We start from the raw sequence: 16,244 nt of genomic DNA, 5'->3' as shown, positions 1-16,244 counted from the left end.
GAAGTTAGTTTTGGGGGCAACTGCCCGTAAAAGCCCGATTGGTGTGGGCTAATAATCAGCGGGGGATAAACATCCCCCCATTGATTAAAGTTTCACTTTATCATAAGCAACTCATTGTTAGAACGCAACCTTTAGAATGAGCATGCTTCTTCTTACAGAGTAGTTAATTGTTCAAAGGTTCGGATATGATACCGATACCTTCTTATCTTCTTCTATTGTACCGCTTTCTTTTATGACCGTGCAAATAACTTCTCCCACTAATTATCGAGCCATACCAATCTTGATTTACAGAACAACTTAATTACTAAACTTCAACTTTTTTAATGCGATAAAAAAGACTCCTCTAATAGGAGCCTTCACAATCTCTTAAGAATATGTTTCCTCTTTCTGTACTTGCTCATTTACAAGTTCTTTCAGTAACTCTATAATTTCATCATTTTCTTCTTTCAAACCGACAGTAATACGAATGCCATCATCGATACCAAATGCAGCACCAGAACGAACAATATATCCTTTTTTCATTAATCGTTCAAAAGCTTCATTACCAGGAATACCGAGTTTTAAGAAAATGAAATTTGTTTGAGATGGATAATAGAATACGTTATATTCCTTACAAAATGCGTAATATTGATGTAATCCTTCTTCATTCTTTTTCACACATTCTTGTAAAAATGCTTGATCTTCTAATGCAGCAAGTGCTACAGATTGCGCTACAGTCGATGTATTAAATGGTAACCTCGCTACTTCTAGCTGCCCGATTAACTCCGTATTACCAACTGCATATCCGATACGGAAAGCAGCTAGACCATATGCTTTTGAAAACGTACGCAATACCATAAGATTTTCATACTTTTCAAGAAGTGGTAATGTTTGCGGATAGTCTTCTGCTCCCGCATATTCATAATATGCTTCGTCCATAATAACAAGCGCTGACTTAGGAACTGATTCTAAAAATGAAAGTAATTTTTGTTTTTCTACATATGTACCTGTCGGATTATTCGGGTTACAAATCCATACAATCTTCGTTTGATCATCTACTTGCTGTAACATCGCATCTAAATCGTGAACGCCATCTTTAAGTGGTACTTCACGAACTTCTGCTCCTTCAATAACAGCATGGTGATGGTATTGTGAGAATGTTGGATTCGCCATTACAACATTTGTTCCTTCGTGTAGTAACGCACGACTAATCATTTGAATAACTTCATCTAATCCACTACCAAATAACAGTTGTTCCGTTTTAACACCTAAATGTTTTGCTACTTGTGTCCGAAGTTCAAAGGCATGTCCATCTGGATAAAGAGCGTATTGACTCGCTACAGAAGTTAATGCTTCTGTTACGCGTGCTGAGCACCCGAATGGATTTTCGTTCGATGCTAATTTCACAATTTTTGATAACCCATATTCCCTTTTTACTTCTTCAATATTTTTCCCAGGCACATATGCTCTCAAAGTTAACAATTGCTCTTTCACTCTCATTTTTCTTCCCCCAGTCATTTTATTCAACTCGATTACAATACGGTTATACTCCCTTACTATAATCGTTTATCATAACTGTCACTATTACGAAAATACTTCTAAATAGGCTCTCCATAGCTGTTATCTACTTCTTATACCCATATCCTTTTGAAATGCCTCTAACGCAATATGAACAGTCTCATCAGGAATAGATACGACATTCACTACCCCATATTCCTGCATAAGTACCATATGAATTGTTCCTGCATTCGCTTTCTTATCTTGTTTCATCAACCCGACGAGGCGTTCTACACTTAAATCACTTGGCATTTTTGGATAGCCGTACTTCAAGAACCACTGCTTCATCTCTTCATAAGCAAGATTAACCTTATACACCTGCTCACTTAAGAATATAGCAAATAACATTCCAACCGCTACTCCGTCACCGTGAGTAATATTTCCATATCCTAGTTCTTTTTCTAGAGCATGGCCTAACGTATGTCCAAAGTTCAAATGAGCACGTACACCTTTTTCTGTTTCATCTTGCGCTACAATGTTTGCCTTTACAGGAATTGCCTTCGTTAATATGTGGATTAATTTCTCATCACGAAGATCTGCTAATGTTTGCACTTCTTCTTTTAGCCAATGATATAGCTTTACATCACCAATTAGAGCATGTTTTATCACTTCTGCATAACCCGAGCGCCACTCTTTTTCAGGAAGAGACTGTAAAAACGGCGTATGATATACAACTGCTTCCGGTTGATGGAATGCACCTATCATATTTTTACCTAACGGATGATTGATTGCTACTTTCCCACCTACCGCGCTATCGTGAGCTAATAAAGTCGTCGGAACTTGAACAAAGCGAATTCCACGCATAAATGACGCAGCAACAAAACCAGCTAAGTCTCCAATCATCCCGCCTCCAAGTGCGATAATTAAAGAATTTCTATCTAATTTATTTTCAAGAGCTGACGTATGAGCCGCATAGAAATTTTCAAAGGACTTCTCTTTTTCACCACTCGGTACAACGAATGAAAATACTTTTTGATCTATTTGCAACGCATCTACAACTGTCTGTAAATGTAAAGGTGCAACAGCCTCATCTGAAATAATCATAATGTTTGATACAGATGGCTGCATGTTTTGAACGATTGTTGTCAAATGTGACAACGATTCTTTTCCTACATATACATCATATTCTTTTGATTTCGTTTGAATATGTATGTTTCCCATTAAAATCCCCTCGCATATTCATTATGTTTCTCAATATTTTCACGAATAAGGTCCATACGATCTAATCCAAATTGTTCTATTAAAGCTGTCGCTAATTCCCAAGCTACAACCGCTTCCGCAACGACACTAGCTGCTGGAACAGCACAACTATCTGAACGTTCAATACTTGCTGTAAAAGGCTCTTTCGTATCAATATCGACACTTTGAAGAGGTTTATATAGTGTAGGTATCGGTTTCATCACTCCGCGCACAACAATTGGCATTCCAGTCGTCATACCGCCTTCTAAACCACCCGCGTTATTTGTTCTTCTTGTATATCCATGCTCTTCATCCCACAAAATTTCATCATGAACTTCGCTACCCGGTCTATGTGCTGCTTCAAAACCAATTCCAATCTCGACCCCTTTAAAGGCATTAATGCTCATTATTGCGGCTGCTAATTTTGCATCTAGTTTTCGATCATAATGCACATAGCTGCCTACTCCAATCGGCATTCCTTCCACAATTACTTCCACGATGCCACCGATTGAATCACCATTTGATTTCGCATCATCAATTGCTTTTATCATTTGATTACCAGCTTCTTCATCTAAACAGCGTACAGGTGATGCTTCTGTAATACTTTTTAATTCTTCAATTGAACGATACGTAGTCTCTTTAGCCTGTACACCGCCAATTTCAATTACATGGCCTGCTACTGCAATACCAAGTTCCGCTAACACTTTTTTTGCAACCGCACCAGCAGCAACACGTACTGTCGTTTCGCGTGCCGAAGAGCGTTCCAGTACATTTCTCATATCTCTATGACCATATTTAATCGCACCATTTAAATCAGCATGTCCAGGTCTTGGTTTTGTTACTTTCCTTTTCATTTCTTTTTCTTCTTGTTCCGTTAACGGCTCTGCACCCATAATTTTTGTCCAATGTGCAAAATCACGGTTTTCAACAACAAGTGCAATTGGAGAACCTAATGTCTCTCCATGTCTAACACCACTTACAATTTGCACTTGATCTGTTTCAATTTGCATGCGTCTACCACGCCCATATCCCTTTTGCCTTCTAGCTAACTCTTCATTTATATCATCCGCTACTAATGGTAGTCCGGCTGGAACACCTTCTATAATCGTTGTAAGTTGTGGACCATGAGATTCACCAGCTGTAATATATCGCATACGTTATTCCTCTTTTCGTATATGTATTTATCTCGCTATATTAAGCAATAATTTTATCTTTCATTACTCTAAAAATATGAAAGAGTTATTCATACATCAGCCATTCGCTTATTCTCCGATAGGCCTTTACTTTACATATCAATATATCATAACAGCTCTAACTTCGTAACTAATAGAAATAAAAAAAGTGCAAGAAGAATACCCCTATTCTCCTTGCACTTTCTACTATTATCACAGTGATTAAAGCGTTTACAAATTATTTCAAAATAATTAGTAAATCCATTCATTCATTAATTTTGAGTAGTCAACTAATTCTTCTTCCTTAAAGAAAATACCAATCTCGCGCTCTGCACTTTCTAACGAATCAGAACCATGGATAATATTTTTGGCAACAGTTACACCGAAATCTCCACGAATTGTTCCAGGAGCTGCTTCATGTGGTCTTGTTTTACCCATCATGTTACGAGCTGTATCTACTACACCTTCACCTTGCCATACCATTGCGAATACAGGACCAGATGTAATAAAGTCTACTAATTCACCAAAGAAAGGTTTTTCTGTGTGCTCAGCATAGTGTTGTCCAGCGATTTCTGGAGTGACTTGCATTAATTTTGCACCAACTAATTGAAAGCCCTTCTTCTCAAAACGAGCTACAATTTCCCCAATGAAGGCACGTTGTACACCGTCTGGTTTAACCATTAGAAATGTTTTTTCCATAAAAAATCTCTCCACTTCTGAATTATGTATGTAATTGTATATCCCCACACACATATTAACACCCTTATCACAATTGTGCAATAGTTTTGAAATAGAGAGATTATTTTATTTTTTAGAAAAAACACTAAAATTTTCGTTTTCCAATATACTTTGCTACATTTTGTAATGCATACTTTGCTTGTCCACGTGGGAGTGGTTTTATCATTTCTAATGCTTTATGTAAATAACGTTCACTAAACGCAAATGCTTTATCAATAGCAGCACTATTCTTTACAGCTTCAATAATTTCTTTCATTTCGTCCGCTGTTGTATTTTCATGTACAGATCTGATTTTCTTACAAAGGATTGGATCTTCCATAGCATATAAGGCAGGAAGCGTAATGTTTCCTTGCAATAAATCGCCCCCAGCAGGTTTTCCAAGTTTCTCTTCTGTAGAAACGAAGTCTAAAATGTCATCAATAATTTGATACGACATCCCTACGAAATAGCCATACCAAAACAGACGGCTTACCGTATCACGATTAGCGCCAGCAGCAATCGCTCCTAGTTGGCAACTTGCAGCAATTAATAAAGCGGTTTTTCGCTTTATTCTTCTTAAATATGTTCTTAAATTTTGGTCATAGTTATACTTATCTTTAATTTGTTCGATTTCACCTTTACAAACTTCTAAAATGGTATGCGATAGCGCCTGATGCGCCTCTGGAATTTCAATATTCGTTATACATTCAAGAGACTTAGCGAATAAATAGTCCCCTGTATACATTGCAATACGATCTCCCCATTTCGCATTCACAGTTGCACTACCACGTCGTAAAAACGCAGCATCAATAACATCATCGTGAACAAGAGAAGCCATATGAATAAGTTCTAACGCAACAGCTACATGCTTAATTGCATCTAACTTATAATCTCCAAATTTCCCCGCAAGCAACACAAATACAGGACGAATTCGCTTCCCACCAGCTTCAATAAGTTGTAATGCCGCCTCTTCTACTAATGGCTGTTCAGAAGCAACTGTCTTTTTTAATTCTTTTTCTATCACATTAATATCCGATCGTAAAAAAGAGTACATAAGTTGTAACTTCATATTGTTCACCTTAACCTAAAACTTCTTTTTTCTATTTTGATTCTGGTTTCATGCCTAAATGCATCGCTGCTACCCCAAAAGTAAATGGCTTCACTTGCACACGTTCAAGTCCAGCTTTTTCGAACATATTAGCCAATTCTTTCATACCTGGGAATGTACTAGCAGATTCTTGTAGCCATGAATATTCTTTATAACTTTTCGCAAATAACTTTCCAAATAACGGCATGATATATTTAAAGTATAAAATATAACCTTGTCGAAAACCAATCATTGTTGGTTGAGATGTTTCTAAACAAATTACTTTTCCACCTGGTTTTACTACACGCGTCATTTCTTTTAATACGTGCATATAATCCGGTACATTACGTAAACCAAATCCAATCGTTACATAATCAAACGTGTTATCTTCAAATGGAAGTTCCATTGCATTCCCGTGCAGAAGTTCTACTTGTTTTAATTGTAACGCCTCTACCTTTTGCTTACCAACAGATAACATATTTTCGCTGAAGTCTAAACCAACAACCTTGCCCTGTTCACCCACTGCTCCAGCTAGCGCAATTGTCCAGTCCGCTGTTCCGCAACATACATCAAGCGCTTTACTACCTGGTTTTACATCCATAATGCGCATCGTCTCTTTGCGCCACGCTTTATGTCTTTGAAAACTAATTACAGAATTCATCACATCGTATTTATCAGAGATTTTCTCAAATACATCATGTACTCTTTCTTCTTTTGATTGTTGCATGCTCGTACCTTCTTCCAATGTAAAATTGCTTATGTCTTCGATGTATCTCTTAACACAGAGTTTATTTCGCTTATATCTGTGTGATTTTCTAAAAATTGATTTTCTTTCTTCCTAAGTTTCATCATCCATCCATTCATAACTGTTTCTGCATCTGCTTTATCGTTCACAATCCCTTGAACAGCTTGAAAAACAGGTGAATGTTGTTTATTAACATGTAGTTCACATTCTTTTTGGAGACGATTTTTCCCTAGTACATATGTTATAAACGGCTTCCAATGCGCTAAATGAAAATGATCACATGTTTTTTGCAACAGTGCAGACTCAATCATTACTACACTCTCCATTATGTCATCCACCGTTTTATGCGCTTTTTGATATAACATTATTTTGTGTTCATTAATTTCTTTAATTCCTTCAGCAAGCGCACGAATTAAAACAATATCACGATTCATAGACAATAAGTAATAATATAACCCGCTATAGTAATCACCAGCAAGCACTGTTAACTGGCGACGCTTATGCGATTCATTCGCTTCTTCCCCTGCTTTATTTGATACTCTTTCATGTGTATCAAGCGCAATTTGCACAAGCATAATCGTCACTACATAATGCTCAATTTGTTCTATATGTAAATTTGCACCTTTTAAAGCACCATATAACAATGCGATTTTCTCTTCGTCAATAAATGGTTCTTCAATATAGTTTATAAAATAAGGATGGCGTAATTTCACCATCAATTTCTCTCTTATACCCGCATACCCTCCGTAGATGTCACACACAAAAATCACCCTTGTTTTCTAATTCATAAAACTTATTATAACACATACACTCTATTTTCTATAACCAAAACTTGGCTACTCTTTCCAAACTTCTACCGAACTACATAACATCTTCTATTCTTTTAAGTAATCTTTCTATTCTCACTCTGCCTCGCTAAAACTATATCATTTATTTACAAAAAAAAAAAAAAAGAAAAGCAGTTTCCCACTTTTCTTTACTTCGTTTTAATAAAAGATAAAATTTCACTACGTGCTGCAGCATCATTTTCTAGCACACCACGTACTGCTGTTGTTACTGTTTTTGCACCTGGCTTTTTCACACCGCGCATCGTCATACACATATGTTCCGCTTCTACTACTACCATTACACCATGCGGCTCTAGTACTTCCATAATAGAGTTCGCTACCGTTGATGTAATACGTTCTTGCAGTTGTGGACGACGTGCAATTGTATCTACAGTACGAGCTAATTTACTTAACCCTGTCACTTTTCCGCCTTGCGGAATATATGCAACGTGAGCAACTCCATAGAATGGAACTAAATGATGCTCACACATCGAATAAAACGGTATATCTTTTACTAGTACAAGCTCCTCATGATCTTCTCCGAACACTTTGTGTAAATGTTCTTTCGGATCTTCATGCATACCTGAGAACACTTCTGCGTACATTTTTGCAACACGCTTTGGTGTATCAAGTACTCCCTCTCGATTAGGATCATCTCCAATTGCCTCTAAAATAAGGCGTACTGCATGTTCAATTTGTTCTAAATTAACTTTTGCCATCCGCTAGCCCTCCCGAAAACCTAAAAGTGATACGAACACATTCTAGCATATTTATGTTTTTAAAAGCAAAAAGAAGAGTTTCCAAAAAGGAAACTCTTCTTCCCTGTTAATATGTAAGGATTATTTAACCGCATCTTTTAACGCTTTACCAGGTTTGAATGCAGGTACTTTACTTGCAGCGATTTCAATCTCCTCACCTGTTTGTGGGTTACGACCTTTACGAGCCGCACGCTCACGAACTTCGAAGTTACCGAATCCGATCAGTTGTACTTTATCACCTTGTTTTAAAGCTTCTAAGATAGAATCAAAAACAGCGTCTACTGCTTTTGTTGCGTCCTTTTTAGAAAGGGAACTTGCTTCTGCAACAGCATTGATTAAATCTGTCTTGTTCATGCCATTCACCTCCTCCCAAAGATAAGACTGTATAATGATCATAAAATGAGTCTTACTTTCATTTGTAGGCAATTTTTGCAAATTCTATACTACAAAGATGTAGATAAATCATTATCAACGCCTATATTATACGATTCTCCTTTATAATTCAATATTTTTAAGGAAATTGTTACTCTTAAAATGTGAAAATCTGATGAAACTTGACAATTTACAACAATATATTAGATAATAGCTGTTTATTTTCCTATTCTATATGCGAAAATTAAAAAATCCCTCTACGATGAGAGGGATTTTTTCTTATAATATAATCGCAATTAATCCGCCAGATCCTTCATTAATAATTCTTTCTAGCGTTTCTTTTAATTTATATCTCGCATTTTCTGGCATTAAAGATAGTTTCGCTTGAATGCCTTCCCGAACAATAGAACTCAGTGAACGTCCAAATATATCAGAATTCCAAATTGATAATGGATCATCTTCAAAATCTTGCATTAAGTAACGAACTAGTTCTTCACTTTGTTTTTCCGTACCAATGATTGGCTCAAACGTAGACTCCACATCTACTTTAATCATATGAATAGATGGAGCTACAGCTTTTAATTTCACACCAAATCTTGAACCGTGACGAATAATTTCTGGTTCATCTAAACTCATGTCAGCTAACGCAGGCGCCGCTACACCATATCCTGTTTGTTTGACCATACGCAGAGCATCCGCCACTTGATCGTATTCTATTTTCGCATGAGATAAATCGAGCATAAGCTTCAATAAATGATCTTTCCCTCGAATTTCTACTCCTACTACTTCTTTTAAAATTTGATCATATAATTCATCTGGTGCATATAGATCAATCTCTGCTACGCCTTGCCCCATATCAATGCCAGCTAGGCTCGCTCGATCAATAAATTCATACTGACTAAACTGCCATACGACACGGTCTACATCACGAAGACGTTTTATATCCTTCACAGTCTCTTGAACGGCTTCTTGATAACTTTGGCGTAACCAATGCCCTTCATTTAGTACCATTACCCAGCTCGGAAGGTTCACATTCACTTCTAAAACAGGGAACTCGAATAACGCCTCTCGAAGTACATTGTATACATCTGTTTCCCTTAAACTTTCAACACTCATCGCAATGACTGGGATATCATATTCTTCAGATAAGCTTTGGCGCAATTGCTCTGTATCTGGATGATACGGCTGTACAGTGTTAATGATCATAATGAAAGGTTTTCCAACTTCTTTTAGCTCATTTACGACGCGTTCTTCTGCCTCTATATAATCTCTTCTTGGAATTTCACCAATCGTTCCATCTGTTGTAATGACAACACCAATTGTTGAATGTTCTTGAATTACTTTACGTGTTCCGATTTCTGCAGCTTCATGGAATGGAATAGGCTCTTCATACCAAGGAGTATTAATCATGCGCGGGCCATTCTCATCTTCATAACCTTTTGCTCCTGGAACAGTATATCCGACGCAATCTACTAATCGAATATTCACTTCAAGACCTTCATCTACTTCGATAGAAACCGCTTGGTTTGGAACAAATTTCGGTTCCGTCGTCATAATTGTACGACCAGCAGCACTTTGAGGTAGTTCATCCTGCGCTCTTTGACGGTCAGACTCATTTTCAATATTAGGAATAACTACAAGTTCCATAAATTTTTTAATGAATGTTGATTTCCCTGTTCGAACAGCTCCTACAACTCCAAAATAAATATCACCGCCTGTGCGTTCCGCAATATCTTTAAAAATATCTACCTTTTCCAAGTGATTCCCTCCCTCAATATTTTTGGGAATAATTCCACGTTTATAGTCAACTAATACCTTCTCTAACGTTGCCTATAATATCTGATATAATATAATGGTATTCTAGAAGTTCGGACAATATATCATATAATTTTGTCCAATTTCATATGACTATTAAAAAAATACCTTTTGTTTGCATCGCAAGTTGTGTAACATAAAAAACCTTTCTTCTAGAACTTATTCACTAAAAGAAAGGTTCATGACTTATGATTTTAAAAAAATTGGTTCTCCATTCTTTACCGTATACGGTAAAGAATACGCAGGTACAAACGGAGAATCTTTCGAAAGTATATTTCGAATATCTTCCCCCTCCTTAAATTGCCCTTCATTTTTTTTCAACGCTTCATATAAGTCGATTCTATAATCAACATAAATTTCTCCCTTCTCATTAATTACAAAAGGAAGGCCTTTACCAGAATATGGACTTGTCACTTGCGGTACATCTTTATATCCAAGTTTTTTGAAATCTAATTCATACACACCATCTGAAATTACCTTTTTAAAAGGTGGATATTGATGTTCATCTCGATACATCCTCAGCTTTAATGATAATTGCTGAATTTGTTCAGCCATCCTCACATCAATTAATTTTACTGTTGGGTTTGTTTCAACGTCTATTAATACGTATTGATATACTCCCCCGCTTTCATAGGCATTCCCTGGTGCTTCTTGTATGTAACGCGGAGAAATCTTTTGAAAATCGATTGGGTATTTTTGATAAATAGGCGTATTCATATCCCGCGTCTTAATTGGCAATATCCCGTCATTTTGCTCCTTAAATGTCGCAACAGCTTTTTGAACGACCTGCAACTGATCTTCATAAGGAACAGCATTTTGTTTCATATTTTCTTTTGGATACAGACACCCTGTTAAAATGCTCATACAACAAAATATTAAAATAATATGGACTTTTTTCACTAGTAATCACCTTTTCATACTAATATAACTCGCTCCGTACCATGCCCTTTACTGCTGTACAGGACCACTAAATACAACAAGAAAAATAACAATTCCTGACACAATCATGAGGGTGTACGCTACCAATGCTGTAATCCCTTTCAAAACTTTATTCTTTATTTTATATCTGCTTAGTAAAATAAAACTTACTGCAAAAAACATAAATCCAATTGCCCCTAAAGCAAACCACATTTTTATAAGCCCTTCCGACATATACACACCCCTTTTTATTAATCTATTTTTATACTATTTTAACAAATTAAAATCTTTAAACAAATACAAAAAAGAACATTTTACTACAAATCGAGAATATGTAGTTTTAATCAATAGGTTTTTCAGCATTTTCCACCAGTCTAGATAAAAATAAAACCGAAGCGAGCATATCTCTCGCTTCGGTTGACCAAATATGCCCAAAACAGCTCTATTCCCATACTTTCATGGCTATCATATGCAATTTACAAACTCTTTGTTTCTCATATTTTATTTTTTAAACATTTTGCTTAACGAGCCAAAATCTGTCGGCATATTATTGTTAATAATCGCTTTTACAATTTGATCCTCTTGTTCTTTCGGCACTTCACGTCCTGCCATAAGAGCCACTTGATGAATCAATTGACGAAGTACAGTCTCATCACGTAAATTCGCATTTTGTACAGATGATGCTAATTTAAAAATATCTTCTTTATTCACTTTCGCTTCTTTTTCAATGTTATTAAAAATGTTGTTATCCATTCTTTTCACCCTCTCCTCAAGTTACTCTTCATCCTATGCAAAAATAAAAAAATGGTGAAAAGACCCAAAAAATAAAAAGCGACAGAAGTACAAATGTACTTCTGTCGCTTTTCTTTAAAGTAAGTCAGGTATAGCTTCCACTTCGTGTTTTCGAACACGCCCCATTAATGAGCCTACTGCATCTTTTACATTATTCCCATTGAATAGCACATCATATAAAGCAGCTGTAATCGGCATTTCTACTTCCATTTTTTCTGCCAATTCATGAGCAGCTTTCGTTGTTCTTACACCTTCGACAACCATACCCATACTTTCTAACACTTCTTCTAAAGAGTGTCCTTTTCCAAGCATATTTCCAGCACGCCAATTTCGGCTATGAACACTTGTACAAGTTACAATTAAGTCACCCATACCAGTTAGTCCAGCAAACGTTAACGGATTTCCACCCATTTTTCTTCCTAAACGAGCAATCTCCGTTAAACCACGCGTCATTAATGCCGCTTTCGCATTATCCCCTAATCCAAGACCATCAGTTATCCCAGCAGCTAATGCGATAATATTTTTTAACGCACCACCAAGTTCAACTCCAACGATATCTGGATTTGTGTATACACGGAAGTAACTATTCATAAACAAATCTTGTACTTCCTCAGCCGCTTCCATACGCTTTGCTGCAGACGTAACAGTTGTCGCTTGACGCAACCCTACTTCTTCAGCATGACTCGGTCCAGACAGTACAACAACATCTTTAATCAAGTCCTCTGGAATTTCTTCCTCAATCACTTCCGAAATACGTTTTGACGTACCAGGTTCAATTCCTTTACTTGCATGAATCCAAGTAGTCGGGCCCGCTACATATTTCTTCATATCTTGCAGTACTTCTCTATACGCTTTCGTTGGTACTACAAGAAGTACTACATTTACATCTACTAATGCTTCTTCTAAAGAAGAGTAGGCTACGATTGTGCTTGGCAATGTAATTCCTGGGAGATATCGACTATTCTCATGTTTTGTATTAATCTCATCCATAAGTTCAGAACGATTTCCCCAAATACGTACATCATGCCCATTGTCAGCTAATACCATCGCTAACGCTGTTCCCCAGCTACCTGCTCCAACTACTGTGATTTTTGTCATAAAATCACATCCTCTCCATTAGTCTCTTGCTCTAGCGATAATGTGAATCGGTGTTCCTACAAAGCCGAATGATTCACGTAAACGATTCTTTAAGAAGCGCTCATATGAGAAGTGCAATAGTTCTGGATCGTTTACAAACACAACAAATGTTGGTGGTTTTACCGCAACTTGTGTTGCATAGAAAATCTTCAGACGACTACCATTATGCGTTGGCGTTGGATTCATCGCTACCGCATCCATAATTACATCATTTAATACGTTCGTTTGAATACGGATACTATGGCTTTCATTTACCTCATCGATAACCGGTATTAACGTTTGTGTACGTTTTCTCGTTTTTGCAGATAAGAATACAATCGGTGCGTACTCTAAAAATTGGAAATGAGCACGGATGTTTTCTTCAAATGCTTTCATTGTTTTCTCGTCTTTTTTCACTGCGTCCCATTTGTTTACAACGATCACGACAGCTCGCCCTGAATCATGAGCGTATCCAGCGATTTTTTTATCTTGTTCAATAATTCCTTCTTCACCGTCTAAAACGACTAAAACAACGTCAGAACGTTCAATCGCTCTTAGTGCACGAAGTACACTATACTTTTCTGTACTTTCATACACTTTCCCTTTTTTACGCATACCAGCTGTATCAATAATTACATAATCTTTTCCATCTTTACTATATGGTGTATCGACAGCATCACGAGTTGTTCCTGCTACATTACTAACAATTACACGCTCTTGACCAAGAAGAGCATTTACAAGTGATGATTTCCCTACGTTTGGACGTCCAATTAAAGAGAAACGAATTGTATCTTCATCATATCCGTCTTCTTCAATCTTTGGAAAATGCTGTGCAGCTTCGTCTAATAAGTCACCTAATCCTAATCCGTGTGTACCTGAAATTGGGAATGGCTCACCAAATCCTAATGCATAGAAATCATAAATGTCACTGCGCATTTCCGGATTGTCCACTTTATTTACTGCAAGTACAACCGGTTTATTTGAACGATATAATATTTTCGCAACTTCTTCATCAGCTGCTGTTACACCGTCACGACCATTTGTCATAAAAATGATAACATCCGCTTCATCAATTGCCACTTCAGCTTGTTGACGAATTTGTGTCAAAAATGGCTCGTCTCCAATATCAATTCCACCTGTATCAATAATGTTAAATTCATGATTTAACCATTCTCCAGCGCTATAAATACGATCGCGCGTTACACCTGGAATATCTTCTACAATTGAAACTCTCTCTCCAACAATTCTATTGAAAATAGTAGATTTCCCTACGTTCGGGCGGCCTACTATTGCTATTACTGGTTTCGGCATATACTTTCATCCTTTCAACTTGCTTCTGTTTATTATGTAAAAAACCCTTCTTTGTGCAAGAAGGGATTTGCATTCCAGAATATTTCTCAGCGTATCAAAACACCTCACATTATAACACACGTTGCTAATGTTTCACAATAATATATACATTCTCTTGTAAGCGATGCGCAATGCCATCTAAAATTGCCTCTAAATTATTTGCAACAAATTCTAACTCCTCTGTCGATTCACAAGTAAACAGAGGGGCACCACCAGCAAATTTCTCCGGAGTCGTTGTAATAACTGCAAGAATTACACTTTCTAACATCATCTCTTATCTCCCCTTCCTTTCGGGGCTTCCGATGACATATGAACAGCACTTTCTAACGTCGGCACGTTCCCTATGACACCTATTGCTTTCTCCACATCTTGATCTTGTGGTAAGACAAAGATTCCAACCCTGCCATCCTCTAAATCACGCTTTGCTAGCGGCGCAAGTGCCGGCGTACCAGAATCTCTATAAATCCCTAAAGCAACAGAAACATCATGTAAAATAGCTTGTCGTTGCCCTAAGTTTGAGATTGTCACCATCGCATCAATTGATTTCGGTCTTAAAATAAAGCCCATTCCATATTTCATAATTTCCTCTTGTCTTGCTGGCAATCCAATATTCATAATGTAAATATTATCAATATATAGCCCCGCCCCTTCAAAACGAAGTGGAACATGCTCGATATCAACAAGATCATGCAACCTCTTACCAGACATTAATGTTTTCGCGATAAAAAATGCGATGATAGCCATAACGACTCCAGCAATCCATGAACGGAACCCTATATAAGCAAACGTCGTTACAAACGACGTTAACATCGCCAAATAGTTGCGACTTTCAAAAACTAATGCAATTCCTTCAATATATGTATTCCCACGTGGTACAAGCTCATAACCATCTAATTGTTGAAGTGTATTTCTTTCCATATTACGCACATCACGAAACTGTGTTGCTGCTAACGTAAGAAACGTAATGGCAGAAAAATCTTTTTTCAATATAGACGGAATTGCAATCGCTCCTAAAGCCGCCGCAATTAACCCCATCGCAATATGAATAATTTTCCCGTGGAGCCTCGTCGGATATTGCCGGGTATCTGTCCGAAGCATGAGCACTCTCGTTACTGTCCCTGCTATTACGCCGCATAAAATGGCCGGTGTATATTCAATCATGTATTACCCTCGCCTTTCTTTTACGTGTTTTCCTCTTAAACTGTTCCATGTGTACGGAGACTTTCGCAATCCAAAATAAAATTGCCATGAATAATGTAGAAACAGCAACGATATCAAAAAACGCTAAACTACCGTAATCGTAAGGAAAATGCAGTTTCCGAAAAATAATTGTCACAAACAATTCTCCCTGTAACATTCCTATATAAAGAGAACATAGTCGTAATATGCGATCCTCATGTAATAAAACGGATGCATATACAAGAGCACTACTTAACAAAAACAACCTGTCCACCACAATCCAAATTGGATCATATACTTCTAACAAATGAAAACTTGTATATAACATTGCAATAATAAGTGCCGAAAGTAAGCTATATAATTTTTTCCAAATAGAATAGAGCGTGAGTCCTATAAAAGCTATACCAGAAAGTAAAAGTGCATTTACTGATACCGTAAATGAAGCAATCGTTACATGTAACGGAGAACAAATAATAAAAATCAATATACAGGCGCTTATCTTCCACCGAATAGAGTCCTTTTTCATAAAAAATGTTACGACAATCCACCCTATCCAAGCTACAAAATAAAAAGTACTCCCTTCCATCATTTCACCTCCTATGTTTTCCATTATGGGAACTTTTTATGAAAGTTAATCCACTTTCTTCGCGCATAGTTTTTTCATATAACAGCAACACTTTT

At 36.9% G+C, this 16,244-nt stretch carries 18 protein-coding genes; all 18 read right to left on the bottom strand.

Translation table 11 applies throughout. The features are described from left to right. Positions 1-366: 366 nt before the first annotated feature. A complete protein-coding gene (gene hisC, locus ACTFR9_RS00310; RefSeq protein ID WP_001264036.1) occupies positions 367-1,479 on the bottom strand; it encodes a histidinol-phosphate transaminase in 1,113 nt (370 codons plus the stop codon). A gap of 120 nt (positions 1,480-1,599) precedes the next feature. Further along, positions 1,600-2,697 (bottom strand): 3-dehydroquinate synthase, encoded by a 1,098-nt coding sequence (aroB, locus tag ACTFR9_RS00305; RefSeq protein WP_000526830.1) that lies wholly within the window; start codon positions 2,695-2,697, stop codon positions 1,600-1,602. Then, positions 2,697-3,869 carry a chorismate synthase gene (gene aroC / locus ACTFR9_RS00300; RefSeq protein WP_001269362.1) on the bottom strand — a complete coding sequence of 391 codons (1,173 nt, stop codon included), beginning with the start codon at positions 3,867-3,869 and terminating at the stop codon, positions 2,697-2,699. Before aroC ends, aroB begins: the two co-directional genes overlap by 1 nt. Positions 3,870-4,139: 270 nt before the next feature. Further along, the gene (gene ndk / locus ACTFR9_RS00295) at positions 4,140-4,586 is read right to left on the bottom strand and encodes a nucleoside-diphosphate kinase (protein WP_000415887.1); all 447 of its coding nucleotides are present in this window, start codon (positions 4,584-4,586) and stop codon (positions 4,140-4,142) included. 124 nt (positions 4,587-4,710) lie between these two features. Then, complete coding sequence (gene hepT / locus ACTFR9_RS00290) at positions 4,711-5,673, bottom strand: heptaprenyl diphosphate synthase component II (RefSeq protein WP_000776082.1); 963 nt, start codon at positions 5,671-5,673, stop codon at positions 4,711-4,713. A 31-nt stretch (positions 5,674-5,704) separates the two neighbouring features. Then, positions 5,705-6,418, bottom strand: coding sequence for a 2-heptaprenyl-1,4-naphthoquinone methyltransferase (gene menG / locus ACTFR9_RS00285; RefSeq protein ID WP_001187667.1), 714 nt, complete (start codon positions 6,416-6,418; stop codon positions 5,705-5,707). A 29-nt stretch (positions 6,419-6,447) separates the two neighbouring features. After that, positions 6,448-7,197: a heptaprenyl diphosphate synthase component 1 gene (locus ACTFR9_RS00280; protein WP_002163716.1), complete on the bottom strand. Its 750-nt coding sequence runs from the start codon at positions 7,195-7,197 to the stop codon at positions 6,448-6,450. Between the two features lie 215 nt (positions 7,198-7,412). After that, the gene (gene folE, locus ACTFR9_RS00275) at positions 7,413-7,982 is read right to left on the bottom strand and encodes a GTP cyclohydrolase I FolE (protein ID WP_001151482.1); all 570 of its coding nucleotides are present in this window, start codon (positions 7,980-7,982) and stop codon (positions 7,413-7,415) included. Between the two features lie 120 nt (positions 7,983-8,102). Beyond that, positions 8,103-8,375 carry an HU family DNA-binding protein gene (locus tag ACTFR9_RS00270; protein WP_001043860.1) on the bottom strand — a complete coding sequence of 91 codons (273 nt, stop codon included), beginning with the start codon at positions 8,373-8,375 and terminating at the stop codon, positions 8,103-8,105. 297 nt (positions 8,376-8,672) lie between these two features. Continuing rightward, entirely contained in the window at positions 8,673-10,151 is a 1,479-nt protein-coding gene (gene spoIVA / locus ACTFR9_RS00265) for a stage IV sporulation protein A (protein WP_000416519.1), read from the bottom strand. Between the two features lie 243 nt (positions 10,152-10,394). Beyond that, positions 10,395-11,108 (bottom strand): hypothetical protein, encoded by a 714-nt coding sequence (locus ACTFR9_RS00260; RefSeq protein ID WP_049113550.1) that lies wholly within the window; start codon positions 11,106-11,108, stop codon positions 10,395-10,397. Positions 11,109-11,156: 48 nt separating this feature from the next. Further along, the gene (locus ACTFR9_RS00255) at positions 11,157-11,360 is read right to left on the bottom strand and encodes a DUF2768 domain-containing protein (protein ID WP_001288998.1); all 204 of its coding nucleotides are present in this window, start codon (positions 11,358-11,360) and stop codon (positions 11,157-11,159) included. Between the two features lie 267 nt (positions 11,361-11,627). Continuing rightward, positions 11,628-11,879: a stage VI sporulation protein F gene (locus ACTFR9_RS00250; RefSeq protein ID WP_000369754.1), complete on the bottom strand. Its 252-nt coding sequence runs from the start codon at positions 11,877-11,879 to the stop codon at positions 11,628-11,630. A 114-nt stretch (positions 11,880-11,993) separates the two neighbouring features. Further along, on the bottom strand, positions 11,994-13,016 hold the full coding sequence (locus ACTFR9_RS00245) for an NAD(P)H-dependent glycerol-3-phosphate dehydrogenase (RefSeq protein WP_000161776.1): 1,023 nt from the start codon (positions 13,014-13,016) through the stop codon (positions 11,994-11,996). A gap of 18 nt (positions 13,017-13,034) precedes the next feature. Continuing rightward, complete coding sequence (gene der, locus ACTFR9_RS00240; protein ID WP_001125893.1) at positions 13,035-14,345, bottom strand: ribosome biogenesis GTPase Der; 1,311 nt, start codon at positions 14,343-14,345, stop codon at positions 13,035-13,037. Positions 14,346-14,469: 124 nt separating this feature from the next. Beyond that, the gene (locus tag ACTFR9_RS00235; protein WP_000979054.1) at positions 14,470-14,655 is read right to left on the bottom strand and encodes a capping complex subunit for YIEGIA; all 186 of its coding nucleotides are present in this window, start codon (positions 14,653-14,655) and stop codon (positions 14,470-14,472) included. Then, on the bottom strand, positions 14,652-15,545 hold the full coding sequence (locus ACTFR9_RS00230; RefSeq protein ID WP_000575282.1) for a YIEGIA family protein: 894 nt from the start codon (positions 15,543-15,545) through the stop codon (positions 14,652-14,654). Before ACTFR9_RS00230 ends, ACTFR9_RS00235 begins: the two co-directional genes overlap by 4 nt. Beyond that, positions 15,538-16,149 (bottom strand): YphA family membrane protein, encoded by a 612-nt coding sequence (locus tag ACTFR9_RS00225; RefSeq protein ID WP_000399224.1) that lies wholly within the window; start codon positions 16,147-16,149, stop codon positions 15,538-15,540. Before ACTFR9_RS00225 ends, ACTFR9_RS00230 begins: the two co-directional genes overlap by 8 nt. Positions 16,150-16,244 lie beyond the last annotated feature (95 nt).

Source organism: Bacillus cereus group sp. MYBK222-1 (genome assembly GCF_051916425.1).
Taxonomy (GTDB): Bacteria; Bacillota; Bacilli; order Bacillales; family Bacillaceae_G; genus Bacillus_A; species Bacillus_A paranthracis.
The sequence above is the reverse complement of the archived record's forward strand: the minus strand, read 5'-3'. Positions and strand labels throughout refer to the sequence as shown.

Excerpts from the sequence above, each read along its gene's own strand:
- aroB (WP_000526830.1), bottom strand. The coding sequence starts at position 2,697 with ATGGGAAACATACATATTCAAACGAAATCAAAAGAATATGATGTATAT.
- hisC (WP_001264036.1), bottom strand. The coding sequence starts at position 1,479 with ATGAGAGTGAAAGAGCAATTGTTAACTTTGAGAGCATATGTGCCTGGG.
- hepT (WP_000776082.1), bottom strand. The coding sequence starts at position 5,673 with ATGAAGTTACAACTTATGTACTCTTTTTTACGATCGGATATTAATGTG.
- menG (WP_001187667.1), bottom strand. The coding sequence starts at position 6,418 with ATGCAACAATCAAAAGAAGAAAGAGTACATGATGTATTTGAGAAAATC.
- ACTFR9_RS00235 (WP_000979054.1), bottom strand. The coding sequence starts at position 14,655 with ATGATGTTAGAAAGTGTAATTCTTGCAGTTATTACAACGACTCCGGAG.
- ACTFR9_RS00230 (WP_000575282.1), bottom strand. The coding sequence starts at position 15,545 with ATGATTGAATATACACCGGCCATTTTATGCGGCGTAATAGCAGGGACA.
- folE (WP_001151482.1), bottom strand. The coding sequence starts at position 7,982 with ATGGCAAAAGTTAATTTAGAACAAATTGAACATGCAGTACGCCTTATT.
- aroC (WP_001269362.1), bottom strand. The coding sequence starts at position 3,869 with ATGCGATATATTACAGCTGGTGAATCTCATGGTCCACAACTTACAACG.
- ACTFR9_RS00225 (WP_000399224.1), bottom strand. The coding sequence starts at position 16,149 with ATGGAAGGGAGTACTTTTTATTTTGTAGCTTGGATAGGGTGGATTGTC.
- ACTFR9_RS00245 (WP_000161776.1), bottom strand. The coding sequence starts at position 13,016 with ATGACAAAAATCACAGTAGTTGGAGCAGGTAGCTGGGGAACAGCGTTA.
- ACTFR9_RS00255 (WP_001288998.1), bottom strand. The coding sequence starts at position 11,360 with ATGTCGGAAGGGCTTATAAAAATGTGGTTTGCTTTAGGGGCAATTGGA.
- ACTFR9_RS00270 (WP_001043860.1), bottom strand. The coding sequence starts at position 8,375 with ATGAACAAGACAGATTTAATCAATGCTGTTGCAGAAGCAAGTTCCCTT.
- ndk (WP_000415887.1), bottom strand. The coding sequence starts at position 4,586 with ATGGAAAAAACATTTCTAATGGTTAAACCAGACGGTGTACAACGTGCC.
- ACTFR9_RS00250 (WP_000369754.1), bottom strand. The coding sequence starts at position 11,879 with ATGGATAACAACATTTTTAATAACATTGAAAAAGAAGCGAAAGTGAAT.
- der (WP_001125893.1), bottom strand. The coding sequence starts at position 14,345 with ATGCCGAAACCAGTAATAGCAATAGTAGGCCGCCCGAACGTAGGGAAA.